Raw genomic sequence first — 18,303 nt, 5'->3', positions numbered from 1 at the left:
CGCATAAACGCGCGGTGCTCGCGTTTATGCGTGCGAATCGCGTTTATGCGTGGGAGGGGCGCCGGGTCGCGGTGGGTCTGTGTCGACGGGCGAGGTCGCGCCTCAGATCAGACCCAGCTCCGCGAACGCGTTGTGCACGCCGTCGTCGAGAACGGCGGTCGTCACGCGACCGGCGAGCTTCTGCAGCTCGGGCTCGGCGTTGCCCATCGCGACGGGCGTGCCCACTACCTCGAACATCTCGACGTCGTTCCAGCTGTCGCCGATGCCGATGGCATCCGCCGCTTCGATGCCGAGCTCCGCGAGCACCTCGACGATCGCGGAACCTTTGGTGACCCCGGCCTGACCGATCTCGCCGTTCGATCCGCCGGGCAGGGGGATCGAGCCGGGGATGACGTGGAAGCCGTCGCCGAGGGCTGCGGCTGCGTGGACGACGGTGTCGGTGGAAGGGCTGACGAACACGGCCTTGGCGACGGCGGCGCGGTCGACCTCGGACACCGGTCGGGGCTCGCGCCACAGCGGCTGCTCGGGCGGAAGGCCCTGGGCCTCGAGCTCCGCGGCACGCCGCTCGTGGCGCTCGCGCCGATACTCGCCCATCACCGCGCCCATGCCGGCGCTGGCGTACACCCCGCCGTGGGTCTGGAGGAAGTAGTGGATGCCGTGGGCCTCGAAGTACCGCTCGAGCGTGTCGACGTCGGCTCGGGGCATCGGGCGCTCCACCAGCGTCTCGACCGCGTCGGGGCCGGCAGCCCGCGTCGCGTAGGCCCCGCCGTTGGTGATCGCGCCGTCGAAGCCGATGGCGAGGACGTCGGGGTGGATGTCGCCGGCGGAACGACCGGTGCTGAGCCACACGAGGTGACCGTTCGCTCGTGCCTTGTGGATGGCGGTCGCGGTCGAAGGCGCCATGACCGAGCCGTGTTCGAGGATCGTGCCGTCGACGTCGAGGAAGGCGATGCGGGTCATGTGCACTCCAAAAGGGGATCGGCCCCGGGGCGTGGAACCCGGGGCCGATCCGAACGGGGGTCAGCGCGTGAGGGAGGCGCCGTTGGATCGGATGACGTCGGCATACCAGCCGAACGACTTCTTGCGGTACCGCTGCAGGGTTCCGCTGCCGTCGTCGTTGCGGTCGACGTAGATGAAACCGTATCGCTTGCTCAGCTGGGCCGTGCTGGCGCTGACGATGTCGATGCAGCCCCACGAGGTGTAGCCGAGCACGTCGACGCCGTCTTCCAACGCCTCGCCGACCTGCACGAGGTGGTCGTTGAGGTACGCGATGCGGTAGTCGTCGACGACCGTCTTCTCGCCGTCGACCTCGACGAGCTGATCGCGCGCGCCCAGACCGTTCTCGACGATGAACAGCGGCTTCTGCCACCGGTCCCAGAACTGGTTCAGCACCAGGCGCAGGCCCACGGGGTCGATCTGCCACCCCCACTCGCTCGCCTCGAGCGTCGGGTTCGAGACGCCGCCCATGATGTTGCCCTCGCCGGCGACCTTCTTCGCGGGGTCGGCGGTCTCGGCGATCGACATGTAGTAGCTGAACGAGACGAAGTCGACCGTGTGGGTCAGGTCGTCGCGGTCCTGGTCGGTGATGTCGAGCTCGATGCCCTTCTCGCGGAGCGTCCGCAGGAAGTAGCCGGGGTAGGCGCCGCGGGTGTGCACGTCGCCGTAGACGAGGTTGCCGTGGTCGGCCTCCATGACGGCGACGGCGTCGTCGGGCGACGGCGTCAGCGGGTAGATCGGCATCGACAGCACCATGCAGCCGACCTTCGCCTCGGGAGCGACCTCTCGGGCGATCCGGGTGGCGCGGGCGGATGCCACGAGCTCGTGGTGCATCGCCTGGTACAGCTGCTGCTCGGGGACGCCGCCCTCGGGGATCGGGATGCCGCCGCTCATGAAGGGCGCGTGCAGCAGCGAGTTGATCTCGTTGAAGGTCAGCCAGTACTTCACCCGGCCGCCGAACCGTTCGAACAGCGTGCGGGCGTACCGCTCGTAGAACCCGATGAGCTCGCGGTTGGTCCAACCGCCGTACTGCTCGGCGAGGTGCAGTGGCGTCTCGTAGTGCGAGATCGTCACGAGCGGCTCGATGCCGTGTTTGTCGAGTTCGTCGAGGATCCGGTCGTAGAACGCCAGGCCCGCTTCGTTGGGCTCGGTCTCGTCGCCCTTCGGGAAGATGCGGCTCCACGCGATCGAGAAGCGGTAGACGCCGAACCCCATCTCGGCGAAGAGCGCGATGTCCTCCGCGTAGCGGTGGTAGTGGTCGATGCCGACGAGCTTGAGGTTGTCGGCGGTGGGGGTCTCGGAGCGCGGGCCCGAGATGCCGCGAGGCATCACGTCCTGCACGGACAGGCCCTTGCCGTCCGCGTCGTATGCGCCCTCGATCTGGTTGGCGGCGGTGGCACCGCCCCAGAGGAACCCGTCGGGGAAGGGGGTGTTCGTCATGTTCTGTGCCTCCAGGGGTCAGCGGGCGGGGGTGAGGGAATCGACGGAGACGGCGCGGAACAGCGTCTCGCCGTGCGAGAGAGGACCGGATGCCGTGTCGGCGATGTCGGGGTAGAGATCGCCGTTCGTGACGATGACCGGCGTGATCAGGTCGTAGCCGGCCTTCTCGATCGCGTCGCCGTCGAACTCGACGAGCAGGTCGCCCGCCTTCACCTCGGTGCCGGACTGCACCTTCAGCGTGAAGTGCTCTCCGCCGAGCTTGACGGTGTCGAGACCCACGTGGATGAGCAGTTCGACGCCGTCCGCTCCGCGCAGGCCCACCGCGTGGCCGGTCGGGAAGGCCGCGACGACGGTGCCGTCGAAGGGGGCGTAGACCGCGCCCGAGGTCGGACGGATCGCGACGCCCTTGCCGAGCGAGCCGTCGGCGAAGGCGGCATCCGGAACCTCGGTGAGCGGCACGACGGTGCCGTCGACGGGGCTGAGAACCACCGTGTCGGTGGTGGCCGCCGGGGTGGCGGGGGCGGCCGCGTCGACCGGGTCCGTGAAGCCGAACACCACGACCAGCACGAACGGGACGACGATGGCCACGAGCAGACCGATGCCGAGCATGATCATGTTGCCGTTACCGAGCAGGGCGGGAAGAGCCAGACCGGAGGGCACGACGAACGCCTTCGAGAACACCCCGCCCATCGCGATGAGCGCGCCGCCGAGCGCACCGCCGACGACGCCGAAGGCGAAGGGGCGCTTGAGGGGGAGGTTGATGCCGTAGATCGCGGGCTCGGTGATGCCGGCGAGGAAGCCCGACAGTGTGGCCGGAGCGGCGAGCGAGCGCAGGTTCTTGTTGCGGGTGCGCACCAGCACGCCGGCGACGGCGGCCGCCTGGGCGAGCACGGCGGCGAACACGGGGCCGAGGAGCAGAATCTGCCCGGTGGTCTGGTATTCGAGCTGGAACAGCGGCACGAGACCCCAGTGCAGACCGAAGATCACGAAGACCTGCCACAGCCCGCCCATGATCGCGCCGCCCAGCCACGGGAGGGTCTCGAAGACCCAGCCGATGCCGGCCGCGAGGCCGCCGCCGACGAGGCTCGAGATCGGGCCGATCACGAGGAAGACGAGCGGCACGGCGACGAGCACGACGATCATCGGGGTCAGGAAGCGGCGCACCGCGCCGGGCAGGACCTTGAGCAGGAAGCGCTCGGCGTAGCTCTGCAGCCACACGATGATGATCACCGGGATGACACTCGAGACGTAGCTGACCATCGTGACCGGGATGCCGAAGAAGGTGATGTCGGGCTGACCGTTCAGCGCCGTGATGGTCGGGTACACCAGAGCGCCGGCGATGGCGAAGGAGGTGAACTCCGACGCCTTGAAGTAGCGGGCCGCGGTGATGGCCAGCGCCAGCGGCAGGAAGTTGATCAACGCATCGGACAGCGCGTTGAGGATCGTGTAGGTCGTGCTCGTGGCATCCAGCCATCCGAAGGTGACGGCGGCGGCGACGAACGCCTTCAGCAGACCCGTGCCCGCGAGGGCCCAGAGGATCGGCGTGAAGATCGACGAGATCATCGTGATGAACCGGTTGAAGAGGTTACCCTTCGCCCCGCTCTCGCCTCCCTCGGCGTCGCCGCCGAGCTTGGTCTGCGACTGGATCGCGGCGTACACGTCGGGCACGTCGTTGCCGATTACCACCTGGTACTGACCGCCCGCCTGGGCCGTGGTGATGACGCCAGGCGTGGCGCGGATCGCCGCGGCATCCGCCTTGCCCTCGTCTTTCAACACGAACCGGAGCCTCGTCGCACAGTGCACGAGGGATTGGACGTTGCTCTCTCCACCGACACCGGCGAGGACCCCCGCCGCCGTCTTCGCGTGATCCGCCATCGGAACCGCCTGCCTTTCGCCGCATCGATGCGGCCTGTTCGAATGTTCTGTGGCGACGCTGCCGGGTGTTTCGGGCAATAAAAAAGACCCGAATCCGTTCATCGCTCGTCAGCGATGTGGATTCAGGTCTTGCCCGCTCGCGCGGTAACAATCCGGAAATCGTCGGCAGGCTATGACGCCTGCGACGGTGACTATAGCACCGGGGCGTCGGGGCCGCCACTGTCGTCGGCGCGACCCAGGCTCGTCGCGAGGCGCTCGACATGCACCGTGAGGTAGAGCACCTCTTCGTCGGTGAGGGTCGACCCGGTCGCCGCGAGCACGTAGGCCTTCACGGCCTCGGCGATGCCGAAGGCCCGGGGATAACGGTGCTTGGCGAACTCGAAGAACGACGAGTCGCCGCTCGCGAGCATCGCGCGGTTCACGAGCCGCTGCAGCAGGAAGCGCACATGCAGGATGAACCGCGCGTAGTCGGGGCTCTCGGTGTCGAGCGCGACGCCGAGGCCGGTCTCGACGGTGCGCACGACGTGCTGCACCCGACGGAACAGCAGGGCCGCGGTGCCGTTGGGCTCGTCGCGCGTGGCGTTGAGCAGGTGCATCGTCAGGAACACGCCCTCTTCGGGCGGGAGCTCACGGTCGAGGGATGCCGCGATCGAGGTCGCCATGCGCTCCGCGGCGCGTGATTCGTCGGGGTGGAGGATCCGTAGCTCGGGCATGGATGTGCCGGGGATGCGGATGCCCTGATCGAGGCGTTCGATCACATAGGTGATGTGGTCGATGACCGCGAGCGGTAGCCGGCGCCCCAGGTCGCGACCGAGGTCGCGCTCGGCCTGGTCGACGGCGTGCAGGACCGCCTCGACGAGCGCGTACGGCGCGTCGGTGAGGAGCTTCTGGGCGTGAGCGGTGTCGCTGCCCTGCTCGAGGACGAACGTCTTCTCGACCTTCGCGGGATCGACGCGGCCCTCGTGCTTGAGCTGGAAGCCGATTCCCCGACCCATGAGCACGCGCTCGCGGCCGTCGCCGTCGATCGCCACGACGACGTTGTTGTTCAGAAGCTTCTGCACGCCGCCGGGCGGGAGGGAGACGTCACCGGCACCGGGCATGGGATGCAGTTTAGGGTGGCGGATCTGCCGGAGCGGTGCTGTTCTGCATGCGTCCGCGCCGGAGGGGCCGACAAACTGTCGCTTCGGGTAGCCCCAGGCGACAGAAATCGACCCCACGCGCGGGGAGGATGCGCCCAGCCGCGACGCAGGCGAGCCCCGGTACCCTGGAAACCATGACTGACCAGCCCCCCGTGCGCACGACGACGCACCGCCCGGTGCGCCCCGAGGGGGCCCCGGCGAACACCGGCATCCGCCAGGTGCGACCGAAGACCGAAGGATGGCAGCAGGCCAAGGACGAGACCGGTCGCCCGCTGCTGCAGTTCGCCAGCCCCAAGCGCGGCAAGCCGCCGGTGCACCTCGCCGACCTCACGCACGACGAGCGCGTCGCCACGCTCAAGGAGCTCGGCCTCCCGGGTTTCCGCGCGAAGCAGCTCGAGAAGCACTACTTCACGCATTACACGTCGGATGCCGCCGACATGACCGACCTCCCGGCATCCGGCCGCGAAGAGCTCGTCGCGGGAATGCTGCCGCCGCTGCTCACCGAGGTGCGCCGGCTCGAGACCGACCGCGGCGACACGATCAAGTTCCTCTGGAAGCTGCACGACGGCGCGCTCGTCGAGTCGGTGCTCATGCGCTACCCCGGCCGCATCACGCTGTGCGTGTCGAGCCAGGCCGGCTGCGGCATGAACTGCCCGTTCTGCGCCACCGGCCAGGCGGGGCTGACCCGCAACATGTCGGCGGCCGAGATCATCGAGCAGATCGTGCGCGCCAACGCCCTCATCGCCGCCGGGGGACTGGGCGGCAAGAAGAGCTCCGACCACTCGCTCGACCGCGTGTCGAACATCGTGTTCATGGGCATGGGCGAGCCGCTCGCCAACTACGCGCGCGTCATGCAGGCCGTGCGGGTGATGGTCGACAAAGAGCACGGCCTCGGCATGAGCGCCCGCGGCATCACGGTGTCGACCGTCGGACTCGTCCCCGCGATCAAGAAGCTCGCCGACGAGGACATCCCGGTGACCTTCGCCCTCTCTCTGCACGCCCCCGACGACCACCTGCGCGACGAACTCATCCCGGTGAACTCCCGCTGGAAGGTCGACGAGGCGCTGGATGCCGCCCGCGCCTACTTCGACAAGACCGGCCGCCGTGTCTCGATCGAGTACGCGCTCATCAAGGACATGAACGACCACGCCTGGCGTGCCGACCTGCTGGCCGAGAAGCTCAACGCCCGCGGACGCGGCTGGGTGCACGTGAACCCCATCCCGCTGAACCCGACGCCGGGCTCGATCTGGACGGCATCCGAGGTGCCCGTGCAGAACGAGTTCGTGCGACGCCTCAATGACGCCGGCATCCCGACGACCCTCCGCGACACCCGCGGGAAAGAGATCGACGGCGCGTGCGGCCAGCTCGTCGCGACCGAAGCGGACGAGGCCGCCGCAGAGGCGACGCCGGTCGGCTGAAACCCTTCCTGCGAACGCCCCCGACCCCTCAGGGCGGGGGCGTTCGTCGCCTCAGTACGGCGTGGTCGCCGCGGCGAGCGCGGATGAGGGCGCGACAGCGGGGCGGACGGGGAGCTCGACCCGGACGGTGGTGCCGACGCCGGGTGCGCTGACGAGGGTGATCTCTCCGCCGTGCGCGTCGACGATGGTCTTCACGATGGACAAGCCCACCCCGATGCCCTGGATGGCGTTCTCCCGGACCGCTTGGGCCCGGTAGAACCTGTCGAAGATGCGCCGTTGTTCGTCGGGGGTCATTCCGATACCGGTATCGGCCACCGAGATGCAGATCGTGTCGCCGTCCTGCCGCTCCACGCGAACCGTCACCGTTCCTCCTCGACCGGTGAATTTGAGGGCGTTGCCCACCAGGTTCTCGATGGCCTGCCCGAGGCGCCGCGGATCGACCTCGGCGGAGAGATCCGCCCCCGCGCGTGCGTCGAGGGTGATGCCGGTCCGCTCGGCGACCACGGTGAACTGCTCGACCGCGAGACGCAGGACGTCTCCCACATCCGTCGGTCGACGCTCCAGGACGAGCTCCGCGTCGGCGACATGGAGCAGCTCGTTCACGCGCTTCATGAGGGTCTCGGCGTTCCGCTCGATCGTCGCCAGCCACGTGTCGATGCCGAGGTCCTGCGCGCGCTCCCCCAGGACGTCGACGATCTCCTCGGTGTACCCGATGATCGAGGTCAGCGGGGTCCGCAACTCGTGCGAGACCGACGTCAGGAACTCCTCTCGAACCTCGATCGCGTTCGCCAGCTTCGTGACGTCGTACGCAGCGATGACCGTTCCCAAGAGCGTCCCGTCCTCACGGTGCACGCGTCGTGACGACGCCAGGATCGCTATCTGGTCGCCGGGCCTGCCCAGCCACTCCATGTGACTGGCGATGACCTCTCCTCGTAGCGCGCGCGGGATGATCTGCTGATCGAGCGGAACGGCCGTCTTGCGGTCGGCGGCGAGCACATCGGGCCCCGCGAACGGTGGGACATCCAGTCGGAATCCGACGACGTCCACCATCCTCTCGGCGGTGGCGTTCGCCAGAACCAGCTCGTCTCGGGCGTTGTAATACGCCACGGCACCCGTGACGGTGTCGAGGACCGATCGAAGCAGCAGCTGCGTCTCGTGCGACTCGTTCAGGGCGCAACGCAACGCTTTCGTCGCCTCCTCGGCGATGGCGCGTCTCTTCTCGAAACTGCGTGCGCCCAGGTGGATCGCCAGCGATATGCCCGTCGCGATGAACGGCAGGGCCAAGACGTTGACGATGGCCAGCAGCGTCGTGACCGGGCGGGTCCCCAGAGCGAACGGCAACGCCGCGATCAGGATGCCCGAGACGAGCACCATCGTGAGCCCGAGCCGGCGGAACCGGTAGGCGATCCAGGCGAAGGGCAGCAGACAGAGCATCCCCACGCTGGGAAGGAAGGGGAGCAGGGCCGTACGGACACCGGCGATGCAGACGACGTCCAGCAGCGGGATCACGACGACCCACGCGGTCATCATCCAGCGCTTCTCCGGCAGGAGGAACAGCCCGGATGCGATGATCACCGCAGCAAGCCCCATCCACAGGACGAGCGAGTGGAAAAGCTCCGGCACAGCCAGCATGGTGGCGGTCGAGACGACCGCGACTCCGACGAGGAAGGGCAGCTGCAACCGCACGAAGATCTGTTCCGGTCGCAGGGGAGTCCAGAAGGCCCGCTCCGGCATCGTGTCTCCCCGGGATCGCACCGTTCCCGCCGCGCGACTCTCCTGTGCGTGACTCGAGGGGGCGGGCTTCGTCTCCCGCAAGGTGATGTTGCTGCAAGATATCCCATATGGGAGTTTCAGTAGTGGTCGTGGATGATGACGACGACATCGCCGGCCTGCTGCTGATGGGGCTGGAACGCGCCGAGATCACCGCCGTCCGCGCCAGCAACGGCGAGGAAGGAGTCCAAGCCGTCCGCCGCGAACGTCCCCGCATCGTTCTGCTCGATTGGATGATGCCCGTGAAAGACGGCATCCAGGCCTGCGCCGAGATCCGCGCCGCGACCGAGCTCGTTCAGCCCACGATCCTCATGCTCACCGCCCGCACCCTGGCCGAAGACCAGCGACGCGCGTACGAGTCCGGTGTCGACGAGGTCATCGAGAAGCCCTTCCGCCCCCGCGCCATCGTCGCCCAGGTGCGCGGCCTGCTCGCGAGCTGACGCGCCTCTCGTCGCAGACGGACAGCGCCCTCCTGCGGCCGTCACCGCAGGAAGCGGAAGCGTGCCCTTGTCAGGCCGCGACGGCCGTCACCACCAGGTTGTCGACGTAGTGCCCGCTGGCCGGGTCCCAGGCGCCCGCGCACGTGACGATCCTCAGCTGCGGTGTGGGGGTCGGCGCGTACACCGACGCGGTGGGGAAGCTGTTCTTCTCCACGGTCTGCAGCCCGGTCACCACGAAGTCGGCGGTCGAACCGTCGGCCCGTCGGACCGACACGGTGTCGCCCGGCGTCAGACGCGGGAGGTCGAAGAACACCGCCGGGCCGGTGGGGGAGTCGACGTGCCCCGCGATGACCGCGGGTCCCACCTCCCCGGGCAGGACCCCCTTCTCGTACCAGCCGACCGCGTCGTAATCCTGGGGTGACTGAATCCACCCGTCGGCCCCGCGGTCGAGCCCGATGAGATCCGAGTCCACCCCGATCGCGGGGATCGAGATGTGCACGGGTACGGCGGTGCTGGCCGCGGCGGGAGCGACCGGGTTCTGGAACCCGCCGGCCGCACCCACTCCCGGCGCGGTCGTCGCCGCCGTTCCCCCGGCATCCGTCGAGGCCGCCGCCATCCCGTCGCCTTCGAGGGCGGGGCATCCCCCGAGGACGTCGCCGGTGAGCATCGCCGTCGACAGCGCGGTCCACGCCGAGCCGTAGTAGGTGGGGGTGGATGCCGCGGTGTCGGCCGCGCGCCCGAGATCCGCGCGCGCGTCGTCCGACCGCCCTGCCGCGGCGAACGCCGCTGCCCGCGCGGCGTAGGCGACGGGATGTTGATCCGACGTCAGCGCTCCCGACCCGGCGTCGAGCTCGGCGGCAAGAGTGTCCTGTCCCGGCAGTGCCGCGGCGACGCGCGCGGCGAGGGCGCGATCGGCGGTCCCGCACGACTCCGCGAACCGGATGGTCGTGCGCGCTGCGTCGTAGCCGTACGCCGGCTCGCCCTCGCCCCCCGCGGAGCCCGCGAGGGCGACGGCGCCGTCGGCCGAGACGGTGGCCCAGTTGGTCGGGAGGGGGTTGGCATCCAGCAAGGCGCTCGTCACCGCCCTGCTCCCCTCGGCCACCTCGTTCCACCGGGGATCGCCCGACGCCCGGGAGAGCAGGTCGAACGCGGCCGGAGACGCATACGACGGGTTGTAGGCGTGGGGGGATGCCGTCGCCCACGGCCCCGGCAGCAGGATGCGCCCGAGCGCGGTCTCGACCGTCATCTCATCCAGCACGGCCTCGCCGAGCGCCACGCCCTGCTCGCGGAGGTCGTCGCGACCGAAGGCATCGCCCGCGAGCACGAGGGCGCGCGCGGCGTCGAGGTCGGCGTCGGAGGCCGGCTGCTCGTCGACGACGGCGCCGTCCTTCCACTGCCACGCCAGAAGGGAGTCGTCGCGTCGGAGGTGGGTGGTCGTCCAGTCCCAGATGCTGTCGAACCGCGCGGAATCGTCGGCGGCCACGGCGAGGAGCAGGCCGTACGCCTGCCCCTCGCTGACCGTGTCGCCACCCTGATCGGTGCGGACGACCCGACCGTCGTCGACGTACTCGTCGAGGAAGGCCTTCGCCGTCGCGGTGGTGCGATCCACGGCATCCGGACCGGGCTCGGCGGGGACGCTGCACGCCGCCATCGTCAGGCCGAGGGCGGTCGCGACGGCGCCCGCCGTGAGCGCTCGGCGCGCGCCCCTCATGCGTCCGCCTCGACCTCGCGGCGCCGACGGCGCACCGCGGTCAGGCCGAACACTCCGAGTACCGCGGCCGCAGCCCCGGCCGCCCCGACGCCGATCGGGTTGGCCGCGGAGACCGCCGTGCCTCCGCCACCGGTGTGGATACCGCCGACGGGCATGTCGGCCAGCGTCGCCGAGTCGGTGATCGTCTGCGCGGTGAGCGCGCCCCGGGCGTCGTCCAGCACGAACAGGGTCGAGACCGACCCCGCCGGCAGGTCGACGGCGGAGGTCGCGGACTCGTCCGCGCCGGTCAGCTCGAGGTTCCACGATCCGGCCGGCACCGCGGCGTACCCGGTCGCCGAACCTGCGGGCACGTCGCGGGCGATGGAGCGACCTTCGGCAGTGTCGACGTTCACCGTCGGCTCGACCGTGGAGGCCTGGACGACGCGGACCCGCGCCTGGCCGTCGGCCGGGGCGGAGAGGTCGTCCTCGAACACCGTGGTCTTCAGATCGGCGTTGCGGCCGTAGGCGGCGACCGTCAGCGGCTCGCCTTCGGCGACGTCGATGGACTGCTGGACGACCGGCTGCGTGCCGTCGGCCGCGTCGGAAGGCACCATCGAGACGACGTACGTGCCGTCGGCCAGGGGGATGTACGGGCTCACCGCGCCGTAGGCGACGTCGTCGAGTTCGTAGACGACGGCGCCACCGGCCAGCGCCGTCAACTGGACGTCGACCGACTTGGTGTCGGGGGACAGGTGCGCGACCCGCGCCCACCCGCCGGGCTCGGTGGGAGCGGCCGATGCGGCGGGAGCGGTGGCGATGCCGATCCCGGCCGCCATCAGGGCGGTGGCGCCGATGGCGGCCAGCCGCGCGGGACGACGGGAGGAGACGGCGGGAGTACGGGGGAACATGAGGGTCCTTTCGTTGGGGGGAAGAGAGGATCAGGCGGAGGGACGGGGGAGCAGGTCGACCGGTTCGTCGGGGGAGAACGTGATCACCACGCCGGCGTCGCCGCGCTCGACGGACACCGGACGCAACGGACCCGAAAGGGACTTGTAGAAGCGCAGCAGGGCATCGGATCCGGCGGCATCGCCCCTGGCGTCCTGACCCGCGAAGGCGCTGACGACGAGCTGGCGGTGCACCCCCGAGGGGTCGCCCTCGAGCTGCGTGATGTCCGCCACGTCGATGCGGCCCGTCGACGACAGCTGGCCGAGCGTGAGCAGGATGCGACCGTCGACGACGCCCGAGGTGAGCAGGTCCTGCTCCTCCCCGGGGACTCCGACGTCGGGGTTGCGCAAGACCTGCTGGCCGGCGACCGACCGGGCCGCGTACAGATCGCTGTCGGCGGCCTGAGCGAGCGCGGCCTGGTCGGTGTCGACCAGGCGGACGTCGACCTTCTGTGCGCCCTCGCCGAACGAGGCCACCACCACGCTGTTGTCGATCGCCTGCCGAACCGTGGGGAACTCGGTGGGGAACGTGCGCATCGAATCCGTGGTGATGACGTAGTCGTAGTCGCGCCACCCGTCGGGAGCGAGGCGCTGCACGTCGGTGTCGGTGTCGGCCTTGTAGTACCAGACGACGTTCTCGCGGTCGAAACCGGCGTCGACGAGATCGACCCACATCGCGTCGTCGACGAGCATGCGCGCGTCTCCCGGTGCGTTCTGCGTCATCCACGTCTCGGCGTCGCGGAGCGGCCGATCGAGATCCGCGAGCAGGAAGCCCCGCAGTTGCGCAGCCCAGAGGGGCCCCGCCGCCAAGAGGGCCACGATCAGGCCGGAGGCCAGCGCGACACCGGTGAACCGCTGCAGCACGGCGTGGGCGCGCAGCGCCTCGAGCGCCCGCTGGCCCATGCCGGCGACGACGATCGCGGCGAACGGCAGGAGCATGATGACGTACGGCACAGGCAGGTAGCCGCCGCGGAACATGAACGCCGTCAGCGCCAGCAGGGCGATCGCCCAGGGGCGCAGGCGTCGCACGAACAGCGCGGCGACGGCGGCGGCGAGCGCGGTCACGATGAGCACGGCATCGAGTTGCCACCACAGGCCGACGGTCCGCGACATGAGGCTCTCGGGGTCGAACAGCGAGCCGCTTCCCTCTCGAGACGACAGCTGGAAGGCCAGCCCGTCCCACAGGCTCACCCGACCCGGTGCCGGGGTCACCTCGCCCTTCACCAGGGCGAACGCGACGTAGGTCAGGCCGATCAGGCCCAGCACGGATGCCGCAACCGACAGCGTGTAACGACGGGTCGTGCGATCGGCGCCGCGCCACATGAGCCACGCCACCAGAGGGAGCGCCAGCAGGTAGGTCTCTTTCGTGAGGACGGCCACGCCCAGGGCCGCCGCCGCGCCGATGTAGCCGATCAGCTGGGCCCGCCGGCTCATCGCCAGCAGCAGTGCGGCCAGCAGCCACGCGGTCGCGATGTTGTCCAGGTACACCTGACGGTGGAACTGCACGGCCAGCGGCGACAGCAGGAAGATCGCCACGGCGACGGATGCCGTGAGCCGGGCGAACCCGATCCGGCGCACGAGGAACCACAGCAGCACCGCGGCGATGGCCGTCGCCGCGAGCATGGCCTCGCGCGCGGCGATGACGGCGACGTCGTAGCGGTCCCATGCATCGGTGAGCCCCGCCCACGCCGCGATCTGGATCCACCCGAGGGGCGGGTGGTCGTACCAGTAGGTGTAGTGCGTCAGCTCGCCGAGATTGCCGAGGCTCCACGCTTGGGCGGTGTAGGTGCCCTCGTCGTCGATGCGCTGGGGCGAGCCGCCCAGGTTGAGGGCGTTGACGAGGATGCCGATGAGCAGCGGCGGCAGAAGCCACGCGGCATCCACCAGACGGTCGCGCCATCTCGGAGGACGGGTCGCCGACGCGCGTTCCGCACGGCGGGAGGCGGTGTCCGGGGACAGGCGGTCGAGGGTGGAGGTCATCGGGCCACCCCCGCCGTGGTCGCGAGCTCAGGGGCCGGGGCCGGGGCCGCGGCGGCATCCCGGTGGGCACCCGTGTGCTCGGTCTTCTCCCAGCTGCCGTCGCCCTTGAGCTGGCGAACGACCGAGCGGACGGCGGCGGCGGCGAGGAACACCTGGTACGGGACCAGGCCGAGGACGAGACGGACGTAGTCGCGCACGCGCACCTTCTTGTCGTAGACGCGTCCGAACTCGGTGAGCCCGGCCGCTTCGGCGACGAGCGTGATCACCGTCGGCACCAGGGGGAGGAACGTGATGAGGGCGACGGGGGTCGGCACCTTGACCAGCAGGATGAAGGCCAGCGAGATGGGGATCAGCAGTCCGGTCGCCGCCTGCAGGAACGGCATGTTCAGCAGGTACCGGGCGTACATGCGCTGGCGCAGGGTCGGCAGCGCCTTCCACTCGCCCTTGCCGAGCACCTGCAGGAAGCCCTGGTTCCAGCGCGTGCGCTGCTTGTAGAGCGACTTCAGCGTGGGCGGGGTCTCTTCGCGCGTGACGTACTCGGGGTTGTAGGCCACCACGACCTTCGCGCCGTCGCTGGACAGACGCACGCCGAGCTCGCAGTCCTCGGCCAGGCACTGGTCGTCCCAGCCCTTCGACCACTCGAGGCGGTCGCGGGTGACGAACACCGTGTTCCCGCCGAGCGGGATGAACTTCGAGCGGGCGTGGAAGTGCAGGCGCGAGCGGAACCAGAAGTAGTACTCGAGCACGTTGCGCAGCGACCACCAGCTCGTCTCGAAGTTCATCAACTGCACGCCGCCCTGCACCACGTCGGCGCCGGTCTCCTGGAACTTGGAGTCGACGACGGTGAGGAGTCCGGGGTGCACCTCGTCTTCGGCGTCGAACACGCCGACCACATCTCCCGTGGCGATCTGCAGAGCGCGGTTGAGCGCCTTCGGCTTGTTCTTGGGGACGCTGTCGTCGACGACGACCTTGATGAGGTCGGGATGCCGCGCTGCCGCCTGACGGACCACGAGCTCGGTGCCCGGGTCGTCGTGGCCGACGATCGCGATGATCTCGAAATCAGGGTGGTCCTGCTGTGCGAGGCGGTCGAGGGTCTGACCCATGACCTCCTCCTCGTGGCGGCCGGGGACGAGGAGCGTGAAGCGGTGTCGTGCGGGGCGCGGGGACGAACTGAACTGCGTGGCCCGCAGGTCGTCGGCGGAGCGCCACGCGTGCAGCATCCACCACAGCGTCGTCGTGGCGACGACGGTCAGGGCGAGCGCGAGCACGATGATGCCGCTGTAGCCGAGCCATTCCCCGACCGACCAGTCGGGAAGGAAGCCGGCGGTGGTCGAGGTGCCGGGTTGGGCGGGGACGACGGTGTCGCTGACGCCGGTGGAGCCCTGCCCGGGCGCGGGGGCGACCGGGGTCAGAAGGGGCTCGGGCGTCGGGTTCGGGGCGGTCTGCGAGAGGGGGGAGTGCAGCAACGACAAAAGAACCTCCAGCGTCCACGTGGACGGTTCGAGGGCGGTAAGGGGGAGGTGCGCGACGACCGGGGGCGAAAACGTCTTGCACGGGTGGTTCGGGGGCGGGCGGGGGGAATGGTTTGGACGGCACAGGCGATTGCCAGGGTTCGAGGTCGAGGCCGTCCCGCGGCGGGCATTCACCGATCGGTGGATGCCGCCTCCACCGGCTCGTCGTTCCGGTCGTGACGACGCGCCGTCAGACTGAGGACATGAGCGAGAACGTCGTCGAGGTCGAGAACCTGCGCAAGACCTACCGCGGCGGCCTCGAAGCCCTGCGCGGCGTCGGCTTCGACATCCGACGGGGCGAGACGTTCGCGCTGCTCGGCCCCAATGGCGCCGGCAAGAGCACCGTCATCGAGATCCTCGAGGGCTACCGCGATCGCACGAGCGGAGAGGTGCGCGTGCTGGGCGTCGATCCGCGCCATGGCGGTCTCGCTTGGAAGGCGCGCCTCGGCATCGTCCTGCAGAACACGGGCGAGGCGCCCACCGCGAGCGTGCGGGAGCTGCTCGCGCACTTCGCCTCGTTCTACCCGCACCCGAGGAACGTCGACGAGGTGATCGCGGCGGTCGGGTTGAGCGAGAAGGCGAAGGTGTCCGTGCGGAAGCTCTCGGGCGGTCAGCGCCGCCGCGTGGACGTCGCCCTCGGCATCGTCGGACGACCCGAGCTGCTGTTCCTCGACGAGCCGACCACGGGTTTCGACCCCGAGGTGCGACGGCAATTCTGGGACCTCATCCGCGAGCTGCAGGGCGAGGGCACCACCATCCTGCTGACGACGCACTATCTCGATGAGGCCGCCGAGTTGGCGGAGCGCGCAGCGATCCTCGTCGGCGGGCAGATGGCATCCGTCGGTCGTATCGACGAACTCGGGGGACCGGAGGCGCGTGTGCCCCTCGTGCGGTGGCGCGAGGGCGGCGACGTGCGCGAGGAGCGCACGCAGGACCCGGGGGCGGTGGTGGCGGCGCTGCACGCCCGCCTCGGCGAACCCGAGCGGCTCGAGGTCGTGCGCCCGAGCCTCGAGGACGTCTACCTGTCGTTCCTCGGCGATGAGGCGCGTCGTATTACCGCGGCGGGAGGCGTCGCGTGAGCCGCGTGCTGCGGCTGGGCGCCGCGCGCATCGCCTTCGAGGTGCGCTCGTACTTCCGCCAGGGCGACTCGGTGTTCTTCACCTTCCTCTTCCCGGTCATGATCCTGCTGATCTTCGCCGTCGCCTTCGACTCTCAGACTTTCGGTCCGCCGGGAGAAGAAGTGGATGCCGCGCAGTTCTACCTGCCGGCGATGCTCGCCGCCGGCGTGCTGCTGTCGGGCCTGCAGAACATGTCCATCGACATCGCGATGGAGCGCAGCGACGGCACGCTCAAGCGCCTCGGCGGCACCCCGCTGAGCCCGGTGTCGTATTTCATCGGCAAGCTCGGTCAGGTGCTGGTGACCGGCTTCCTGCAGTCGGTGCTGCTGATCGTGGTGGCCGCGGTGTTCTTCGCGGTGCCGCTGCCGACCGAGCCGGAGCGGTGGCTGACGTTCGCGTGGGTGTTCCTGCTGGGTGTGACGACCTGCGCGATCCTCGGCATCGGTCTGTCGGCGCTGCCGCGCACGGGCCGCAGCGCCACGGGCGTCGTCATCCCCATCGTGCTCCTGCTGCAGTTCATCTCGGGCGTCTACATCAACTTCGCCGCCCTGCCCGAGTGGCTGCAGAACGTCGCGAGCGTCTTCCCCCTCAAGTGGCTCGCTCAGGGGTTCCGTTCGGTGTTCCTGCCCGAGGGCTTCGCCGCGGGGGAGCCGTCGGGGTCGTGGGACCACCCGCTGATCCTGCTCGTGACGTCACTGTGGCTCGTCGTGGGGTTGGCCGTGGTGCGGCTGACGTTCCGCTGGATCCGGAAGGACGCGTGATGCCGCTCGTCGCTGCGCGTCCCACGCGCTCGTGCGCTCCCGCACGCCCGGGCGGCCCGCCCCCTCGCGTCCTCACGCATAAACGCTCTCCGCGACCATAAACGCGCTCTGCTCGCGTTTCCGTGCGCGGAGAGCGTTTATGCGTGAAGGGGGACGGATGCCGCGGCCCCGGTGTCGGTGTCCGGGTCTAGCGTGGAGTGATGGTCGCTTATCGCTATCTCGGAAACAGTGGATTCAAGGTCTCGGAGATCACCCTCGGCAACTGGGTGACCCACGGCTCGCAGGTCGGTGACGACGCCGCGATCGCGACGGTGCACGCCGCGCTCGACGCGGGCATCACCACGTTCGACACCGCCGACACGTACGCCAACACCGCGGCCGAGACCGTGCTCGGCAAGGCCCTCGAGGGTCAGCGCCGCGAATCGCTCGAGATCTTCACCAAGGTGTACTTCCCCACCGGCCCCAAGGGGCCGAACGACACCGGGCTCAGCCGCAAGCACATCATGGACTCGATCAACGGGTCGCTGAAGCGCCTGGGCACCGACTACGTCGACCTCTATCAGGCCCACCGTTTCGATTATGAGACCCCGTTGGAAGAGACGTTCCAGGCGTTCGCCGACGTCGTCCGCCAGGGCAAGGCGCTGTACATCGGGGTGTCCGAGTGGACCGCCGAGCAGCTGCGCGAGGGGCATGCGCTCGCGAAGCAGCTCGGCATCCAGCTCATCTCGAATCAGCCGCAGTATTCGATGCTCTGGCGCGTGATCGAGGGCAAGGTCGTGCCGACGAGCGAGGAGCTCGGGATCTCGCAGATCGTCTGGTCTCCGATGGCGCAGGGCGTGCTGAGCGGCAAGTACCTGCCCGGCCAGCCCGTGCCCGAGGGCTCCCGCGCCACCGACGAGAAGAGCGGCGCGACCTTCATCAAGCGCTTCCTGAACGACGACACGCTCACGGCGGTGCAGCGACTCGCGCCCATCGCCGACGAAGCGGGGCTCACGATGCCGCAGCTCGCCATCGCGTGGGTGCTGCAGAACCCCAACATCGCCGCGGCGCTCGTGGGTGCCTCGCGCCCCGAGCAGCTCGCCGACACCGTGAAGGCCTCGGGAGTGACCCTGGATGCCGACACCCTCACCGCCATCGACGAGGCGCTGGGCGACGCGGTGTTCTCCGACCCCGAGAACACGTACGAGGTGTCGCCGAAGGAGCGCCTGGCGTAGCGCGTTC

Annotated in this window: 14 protein-coding genes; 5 read left to right on the top strand and 9 right to left on the bottom strand. The window is 69.7% G+C overall.

Annotation, left to right across the window (positions count from 1 at the left end):
* Positions 1-102: 102 nt before the first annotated feature.
* The 4 genes from J2X55_RS00950 to J2X55_RS00935 form a co-directional block, all read right to left on the bottom strand.
* Positions 103-960 carry a Cof-type HAD-IIB family hydrolase gene (locus J2X55_RS00950; protein WP_115916916.1) on the bottom strand — a complete coding sequence of 286 codons (858 nt, stop codon included), beginning with the start codon at positions 958-960 and terminating at the stop codon, positions 103-105.
* A gap of 60 nt (positions 961-1,020) precedes the next feature.
* Positions 1,021-2,436 carry a glycoside hydrolase family 1 protein gene (locus tag J2X55_RS00945; protein ID WP_115916918.1) on the bottom strand — a complete coding sequence of 472 codons (1,416 nt, stop codon included), beginning with the start codon at positions 2,434-2,436 and terminating at the stop codon, positions 1,021-1,023.
* Between the two features lie 18 nt (positions 2,437-2,454).
* Positions 2,455-4,311 (bottom strand): beta-glucoside-specific PTS transporter subunit IIABC, encoded by a 1,857-nt coding sequence (locus tag J2X55_RS00940; protein WP_309821524.1) that lies wholly within the window; start codon positions 4,309-4,311, stop codon positions 2,455-2,457.
* A 191-nt stretch (positions 4,312-4,502) separates the two neighbouring features.
* Positions 4,503-5,411, bottom strand: coding sequence for a PRD domain-containing protein (locus tag J2X55_RS00935; RefSeq protein WP_307457571.1), 909 nt, complete (start codon positions 5,409-5,411; stop codon positions 4,503-4,505).
* Between the two features lie 173 nt (positions 5,412-5,584).
* Between J2X55_RS00935 and rlmN the strand changes: the two genes are divergently transcribed.
* Entirely contained in the window at positions 5,585-6,868 is a 1,284-nt protein-coding gene (rlmN, locus tag J2X55_RS00930) for a 23S rRNA (adenine(2503)-C(2))-methyltransferase RlmN (protein WP_309821523.1), read from the top strand.
* 51 nt (positions 6,869-6,919) lie between these two features.
* Here rlmN and J2X55_RS00925 read toward each other — a convergent pair whose 3' ends face one another.
* A complete protein-coding gene (locus J2X55_RS00925; protein ID WP_115916924.1) occupies positions 6,920-8,602 on the bottom strand; it encodes a cell wall metabolism sensor histidine kinase WalK in 1,683 nt (560 codons plus the stop codon).
* A gap of 128 nt (positions 8,603-8,730) precedes the next feature.
* Here J2X55_RS00925 and J2X55_RS00920 point away from each other — a divergent pair, with 128 nt between their 5' ends.
* Positions 8,731-9,078, top strand: coding sequence for a response regulator (locus J2X55_RS00920; protein WP_309821522.1), 348 nt, complete (start codon positions 8,731-8,733; stop codon positions 9,076-9,078).
* Positions 9,079-9,148: 70 nt separating this feature from the next.
* Here J2X55_RS00920 and J2X55_RS00915 read toward each other — a convergent pair whose 3' ends face one another.
* The 4 genes from J2X55_RS00915 to J2X55_RS00900 are packed head-to-tail and all read right to left on the bottom strand — an operon-like array spanning position 9,149 to position 15,158.
* Positions 9,149-10,789 (bottom strand): class F sortase, encoded by a 1,641-nt coding sequence (locus tag J2X55_RS00915; protein WP_115916928.1) that lies wholly within the window; start codon positions 10,787-10,789, stop codon positions 9,149-9,151.
* Positions 10,786-11,676, bottom strand: coding sequence for a DUF4397 domain-containing protein (locus tag J2X55_RS00910; RefSeq protein ID WP_115916929.1), 891 nt, complete (start codon positions 11,674-11,676; stop codon positions 10,786-10,788). The genes J2X55_RS00915 and J2X55_RS00910 overlap by 4 nt, the downstream gene beginning before the upstream one ends.
* Positions 11,677-11,706: 30 nt before the next feature.
* Positions 11,707-13,692, bottom strand: coding sequence for a phospholipid carrier-dependent glycosyltransferase (locus J2X55_RS00905; protein WP_309821521.1), 1,986 nt, complete (start codon positions 13,690-13,692; stop codon positions 11,707-11,709).
* Complete coding sequence (locus J2X55_RS00900; protein ID WP_309821520.1) at positions 13,689-15,158, bottom strand: glycosyltransferase family 2 protein; 1,470 nt, start codon at positions 15,156-15,158, stop codon at positions 13,689-13,691. The genes J2X55_RS00905 and J2X55_RS00900 overlap by 4 nt, the downstream gene beginning before the upstream one ends.
* A 248-nt stretch (positions 15,159-15,406) precedes the next feature.
* Between J2X55_RS00900 and J2X55_RS00895 the strand changes: the two genes are divergently transcribed.
* The 3 genes from J2X55_RS00895 to J2X55_RS00885 all read left to right on the top strand — a co-directional run bounded on the left by J2X55_RS00895 (position 15,407) and on the right by J2X55_RS00885 (position 18,296).
* On the top strand, positions 15,407-16,282 hold the full coding sequence (locus J2X55_RS00895) for an ABC transporter ATP-binding protein (protein WP_309821519.1): 876 nt from the start codon (positions 15,407-15,409) through the stop codon (positions 16,280-16,282).
* Positions 16,279-17,082, top strand: a complete 804-nt coding sequence (locus J2X55_RS00890; protein ID WP_309821518.1) for an ABC transporter permease — start codon at positions 16,279-16,281, stop codon at positions 17,080-17,082. The genes J2X55_RS00895 and J2X55_RS00890 overlap by 4 nt, the downstream gene beginning before the upstream one ends.
* Before the next feature lie 200 nt (positions 17,083-17,282).
* Positions 17,283-18,296: an aldo/keto reductase family protein gene (locus J2X55_RS00885; RefSeq protein ID WP_309821517.1), complete on the top strand. Its 1,014-nt coding sequence runs from the start codon at positions 17,283-17,285 to the stop codon at positions 18,294-18,296.
* Positions 18,297-18,303 lie beyond the last annotated feature (7 nt).

This window comes from Microbacterium sp. 1154, from assembly GCF_031455375.1.
Taxonomy (GTDB): Bacteria; Actinomycetota; Actinomycetes; order Actinomycetales; family Microbacteriaceae; genus Microbacterium.
This window is presented reverse-complemented; position numbering and strand designations above follow the sequence as displayed.

What these genes read in the sequence shown, in the direction of transcription:
- J2X55_RS00945 (WP_115916918.1), bottom strand. Translation starts at nt 2,436, where the DNA reads ATGACGAACACCCCCTTCCCCGACGGGTTCCTCTGGGGCGGTGCCACC.
- J2X55_RS00895 (WP_309821519.1), top strand. Translation starts at nt 15,407, where the DNA reads ATGAGCGAGAACGTCGTCGAGGTCGAGAACCTGCGCAAGACCTACCGC.
- J2X55_RS00950 (WP_115916916.1), bottom strand. Translation starts at nt 960, where the DNA reads ATGACCCGCATCGCCTTCCTCGACGTCGACGGCACGATCCTCGAACAC.
- J2X55_RS00905 (WP_309821521.1), bottom strand. Translation starts at nt 13,692, where the DNA reads ATGACCTCCACCCTCGACCGCCTGTCCCCGGACACCGCCTCCCGCCGT.
- J2X55_RS00935 (WP_307457571.1), bottom strand. Translation starts at nt 5,411, where the DNA reads ATGCCCGGTGCCGGTGACGTCTCCCTCCCGCCCGGCGGCGTGCAGAAG.
- J2X55_RS00915 (WP_115916928.1), bottom strand. Translation starts at nt 10,789, where the DNA reads ATGAGGGGCGCGCGCCGAGCGCTCACGGCGGGCGCCGTCGCGACCGCC.
- rlmN (WP_309821523.1), top strand. Translation starts at nt 5,585, where the DNA reads ATGACTGACCAGCCCCCCGTGCGCACGACGACGCACCGCCCGGTGCGC.
- J2X55_RS00940 (WP_309821524.1), bottom strand. Translation starts at nt 4,311, where the DNA reads ATGGCGGATCACGCGAAGACGGCGGCGGGGGTCCTCGCCGGTGTCGGT.
- J2X55_RS00885 (WP_309821517.1), top strand. Translation starts at nt 17,283, where the DNA reads ATGGTCGCTTATCGCTATCTCGGAAACAGTGGATTCAAGGTCTCGGAG.
- J2X55_RS00925 (WP_115916924.1), bottom strand. Translation starts at nt 8,602, where the DNA reads ATGCCGGAGCGGGCCTTCTGGACTCCCCTGCGACCGGAACAGATCTTC.
- J2X55_RS00910 (WP_115916929.1), bottom strand. Translation starts at nt 11,676, where the DNA reads ATGTTCCCCCGTACTCCCGCCGTCTCCTCCCGTCGTCCCGCGCGGCTG.